5 protein-coding genes and 1 tRNA gene are annotated in these 4,030 nt (G+C 70.2%); 1 reads left to right on the forward strand and 5 read right to left on the reverse strand.

From position 1 onward, the window contains the following. The 3 genes from Q1N79_RS30615 to Q1N79_RS09020 form a co-directional block, all read right to left on the reverse strand. On the reverse strand, positions 1-172 hold a 172-nt coding region (locus tag Q1N79_RS30615), incomplete at its 3' end, for a DUF433 domain-containing protein (protein ID WP_367185048.1). 493 nt (positions 173-665) lie between these two features. Further along, entirely contained in the window at positions 666-809 is a 144-nt protein-coding gene (locus tag Q1N79_RS09015) for a hypothetical protein (RefSeq protein WP_300606726.1), read from the reverse strand. A 490-nt stretch (positions 810-1,299) separates the two neighbouring features. After that, positions 1,300-1,373, reverse strand: a tRNA-Arg gene (locus Q1N79_RS09020). 236 nt (positions 1,374-1,609) lie between these two features. Between Q1N79_RS09020 and Q1N79_RS09025 the strand changes: the two genes are divergently transcribed. After that, positions 1,610-2,029 carry an organic hydroperoxide resistance protein gene (locus Q1N79_RS09025; RefSeq protein ID WP_300606727.1) on the forward strand — a complete coding sequence of 140 codons (420 nt, stop codon included), beginning with the start codon at positions 1,610-1,612 and terminating at the stop codon, positions 2,027-2,029. Here the strand turns inward: Q1N79_RS09025 and Q1N79_RS09030 are convergent. Next, entirely contained in the window at positions 2,004-3,092 is a 1,089-nt protein-coding gene (locus Q1N79_RS09030) for a trypsin-like serine protease (RefSeq protein WP_300606729.1), read from the reverse strand. The two genes, Q1N79_RS09025 and Q1N79_RS09030, sit on opposite strands and share 26 nt — an antisense overlap. Before the next feature lie 148 nt (positions 3,093-3,240). Continuing rightward, positions 3,241-4,030: HAMP domain-containing sensor histidine kinase (locus tag Q1N79_RS09035; protein ID WP_300606731.1), on the reverse strand; the 790-nt coding region annotated here is incomplete at its 5' end.

A 4,030-nucleotide genomic window follows, 5' to 3' on the forward strand; every position in this document is an offset into this window, starting at 1 on the left:
GGGACTCGTGGATGTCCTCGGCGGTGAGGTCAGGATGCTCAGCCAGGATGTCCTCGGTGTCCATGCCGTCCGCGAGCATCGCCAGCACCGTCGCGACCGGGAATCGCAACCCCCTGATGCAGGGCAGGCCGCCCATCACAGCGGGGTCTGTGGTGATGCGTTCGTAGGTCACTACCTCATGCTAGCGGCAGCGGGCACCTTGGGCACGCGTCGTTCTCCGGAGCGCCGTGCTGGCGTGGTTTGCCATGGCCATGGCCATGTCCGCGGCTGCCAGCTGGACTGCGGCATGGCGCCATATCGGCGAGCAGCATACGTTGCGGGCATCGTTCATCGCTGGGACCTGCGGCGGCCCAGTCTTCCGGGTCCCGGCTGTCCCTGGAGGTGCTTGATGACCGCCACGCCTACGTCCACCGCCCTCGTCCCTGTCCAGCCGACCTTCACCGACGCCGAGCGACTCGCGCTCGCCGGGTTCCTGGCCGGCTACCGCGGCCTCACCCGCGAGGCCTACACGCTCGACCTGCGCCAGTTCACCGGCTGGTGCCGCGCTCGCTCCCGGCCGCTCTTCGCCGTCCGTCGCGCCGACATCGAGACCTTCGCCCGCGAGCTGGAAGCCAAAGGCCGTCCCGCGCCACCGTCACCCGGCGGCTATGCACCATCGCCGGGTTCTACAAGTACGCCGTCGAGGAAGAGCTCCTCGACCATTCTTGCGCGGCCTGCCGCGGGCTCAGCTCCAGCATCTTCAGCAGGCGCGCGTTCTCCGCCCGCAGCCGTGCCAGCTCCGCGGCCACAACCGCGGGAATCTCAGTCACGCCCACACCATATGCACCCCACCACGGCCATGTAGCTCATGCTGGAGTGCCAAGCGCCAGCCGGCCACGCACGCAGCTCACTCCGGCGGCCCGCTCGCCGTCTTGCAAGCCCCGGTCTCGTAGCGTGGCGTGTCAGGCGCGGACCAACAACAGTCCAATGGTCTCCGCGCTGTAACGGCCGGACGCCCGGTGGGCTCTGAGTCCGGCGCGCCTGATCCGGTTGTCAGGCTTGCAGAACCCGTGCTGGCCTGGCCTGGCTCCCCGTTTGGCTCCCCGCAGGAATCTCAGCAGAAACTCCCTGGTCAGGGGCCGTCCTGCGGGTGACCCGCTGCGTCATTCGCGGGGGGTCGTAGAAAACGCGATGAACCCCTCTGACGTGCGGGAACAAGCTAGCCGTCTGGCACGCGGATGGCACGCCAAGCGAAAAAGACATCATGACCGGACGCGCCATTGACCGAGGGATAGCTATTGACCTGGGGTTTCGGATGAGTGCGCCAGGCAGGATTCGAACCCGCGACCCGCTGCTTAGAAGGCAGCTGCTCTATCCGGCTGAGCTACTGGCGCCCGGTGACCATTGTGCATGGCGAAGATCACACGTTGGCCACGCGCGGATCGCATTGTGCGGCGCCGCCCATCACCGACCGTAGCGGACCGCATCTGCTCCAATTTTACCGAACGATCCCGCCTTGCTCCTCAGACCGCACCGCTGCCAAGACCGAAGCCGGCCGTCCCACGGGCCCGGGGACACCGGCCATGCGCATCGCGCGGATCTGGCTGGCGTGCCGCGATAGTGTTCAGCTATGCCCGACACGGTTCTGTACACCGCCGAGGCGGTGTCTACTGGCGACGGCCGCAACGGCCATGTCACCTCGTCTGACCATCGGATCGACCTGGACCTCGCGTTCCCGCCCGAACTGGGCGGCACCGGCGCCGGCGCCAACCCTGAGGAGCTGTTCGCAGCCGGTTACGCCGCCTGCTTCCACAGCGCGCTGCGCCTGGTGGCGGGCCGCGAGCACACTTCGCTCGGCGATTCCACGGTGACCGCGCAGGTGGGCATCGGCCCGGAGGGCGACGCCTTCGGCCTGATCGTCACCCTGGTCGTCCACGTCCCGGGCCTGGAGCGGGACAAGGTCCGCGAGTTCGCGGACACCGCGCACCAGGTATGCCCGTACTCCCGCGCCACCAGGGGAAACATCAGCGTGGAGCTGCGCGTCCTGTGAGGCGGCGTCGGTTGTCCTGTAAGCCGCTCGGGGTGACCGGCGGCGTCGGCGAGGGCGTCGGCGTGGGCGTGGGTGACAGCGACGGCGTGGGTGTGGGCGTCGGGCTCGGGGTGGGCGGCGGCGCAGGCGGCGCCAGCTTCTCCGCCTGCTCGTACAAGACTCGCATCGCCGAGCCGAAATACGGGCTGTACGACGCCCACTCGTAGTCGCCGCCCTCTTCGTAGCCACCGATGCCGCCGAACACCGTGCCGGTCCCGTTTCTGGCGTCGTAACCGATGATCCACGGGCCGCCGCTGGTGCCGATCCAGAAGCCGTGGCAGTAGAACTCCATCTGACCGGCCCGGAACTTGAAGCTCTTCGTCAGGCACCGGACCGGCTCGGTGTCGGTGTCGTTATAGCCGATGACCTCGATGGTCTGCTTGTACGGCAGCGTGAAGCCGAGCGTCAGGGCTCCGGTGACGGCCTGGATCTTGGCGCCGCTGGCCTGGCCCACCGCCAGGAACGCGAAGTCGAGGTCGGGATCGTGGGACTTCTGCCAGCCGGGCGCCACGACGATCGACCGGACGGCCCACGCGCCGTAGGGCTCGTGCCCTCGGTCGTAGCCGGGGACATAGATGACGTTGGCAGCGAACTTTTTCGCGTCGACGCAGTGCGCGGCCGTGATGACCAGGTCGCCGAGCGCGGACTTCACCGTGTCGGCGGTGCAGAAGTGGTCCTGCCCGCTCGTCGAGGTGAACAGCGCGCCCGTGGTGGGCGCGCCGCTGAAGTGAACCGCGGTCGGGATTCCCTTGGGCGGCTCGACCGTCGGCCGTGCCGCGGCCGAGGGAAGCGCCGCGGACCGCGCCGCCGCCATCCGGGCTGGCGTCCAGTAGGCGAGCGCGGCGCGCTGCGCGGCCGCGCTGATCTGATGAACGGCCGCGCTCACGGCCGGCCGCGCTGCCGCCACCGACACGCCGGCGCCGAGCCCCACGGCGGCGAGCACGCCAAACACGGCGACAAGCGTGATCCCCCGTGTGCCGCCCGTCCTTCGTGCACCCATCCGCCCGGACACTGAGACTCCCATGACCGCGCCACCTGGTCCGTCATGTGAATCCAATCACGGTACGCCCGGGTTTAACCGGGAAACGCCCCTCGGCCCCATGCCCCCGCCGCCGCGCCTCGGCCCGCCCGTCACCCGGACAACACGTGCCACGGCCCGGCGGGTCCTGGCGTCACTTCAGCGGAATCCAGAGCCGCACGGTGGTCCCGGCCCCCGGCGCGGACGACAGCCGGGCGTAGCCGCCGTGCGCGGCGGCGATGGCGTGCACGATCGACAGCCCGAGGCCGCTCCCCGCGAACTCGGCTCCGGCGGCGCGGTGCCCGTTGAACCGGCCCGCGCGGGCGCCGTCGCCGGAACCGCGGTAGAAGCGGTCGAAGGCGCGCGCCGCGTCGCGGGCGGACATGCCAGGGCCGTCGTCGGCGACCTCGAGCACGGCGCCGTCGCTTTCCTCGAACACCCGCACCGTTGCGGGAGTGCCCGGCGGCGTGTGCGCGCGCACGTTGCCGAGCAGGTTCGCGAGCACCTGGCGCATCCGCGGTTCATCGGCGGTCACCACCAGGCTGGGCGGGAGCTGCGCGGCGACCTCGCGGTCCGGCTCGACCGCCCGCGCGTCGGCGACCGCGTCCCTGGCCACGGTCGTCAGGTCGGTCTCGGTCAGGTCGAGGGATGAAGGGCGGCCAAGACGGGCCAGCTCGAGCAGTTCGGCGACCAGCATGCTCATGCGTTCGGCCTCCTGCTCGATCCGCCGCATGGCGTTCGGCAGCTCGTCCGGGCCCAGTGCGCCCTGCCGGTAGAGTTCCGCGTACCCCCGGATCGTGGTCAGCGGCGTGCGCAGCTCGTGCGAGGCGTCCGCGGCGAACTGACGCACCTTCTGCTCGGACTGCAGCCGCGCGCCGAAGGCCTGCTGGATCCGGTCCAGCATCGTGTTGATCGCCGCCGCGAGCCGGCTGGTCTCCTGGCGG

The organism is Trebonia sp. (assembly GCF_030042015.1).
Taxonomy (GTDB): Bacteria; Actinomycetota; Actinomycetes; order Streptosporangiales; family Streptosporangiaceae; genus Trebonia.

Excerpts from the sequence above, each read along its gene's own strand:
- Q1N79_RS09025 (WP_300606727.1), top strand. The coding sequence starts at position 1,610 with ATGCCCGACACGGTTCTGTACACCGCCGAGGCGGTGTCTACTGGCGAC.
- Q1N79_RS09030 (WP_300606729.1), bottom strand. The coding sequence starts at position 3,092 with ATGGGAGTCTCAGTGTCCGGGCGGATGGGTGCACGAAGGACGGGCGGC.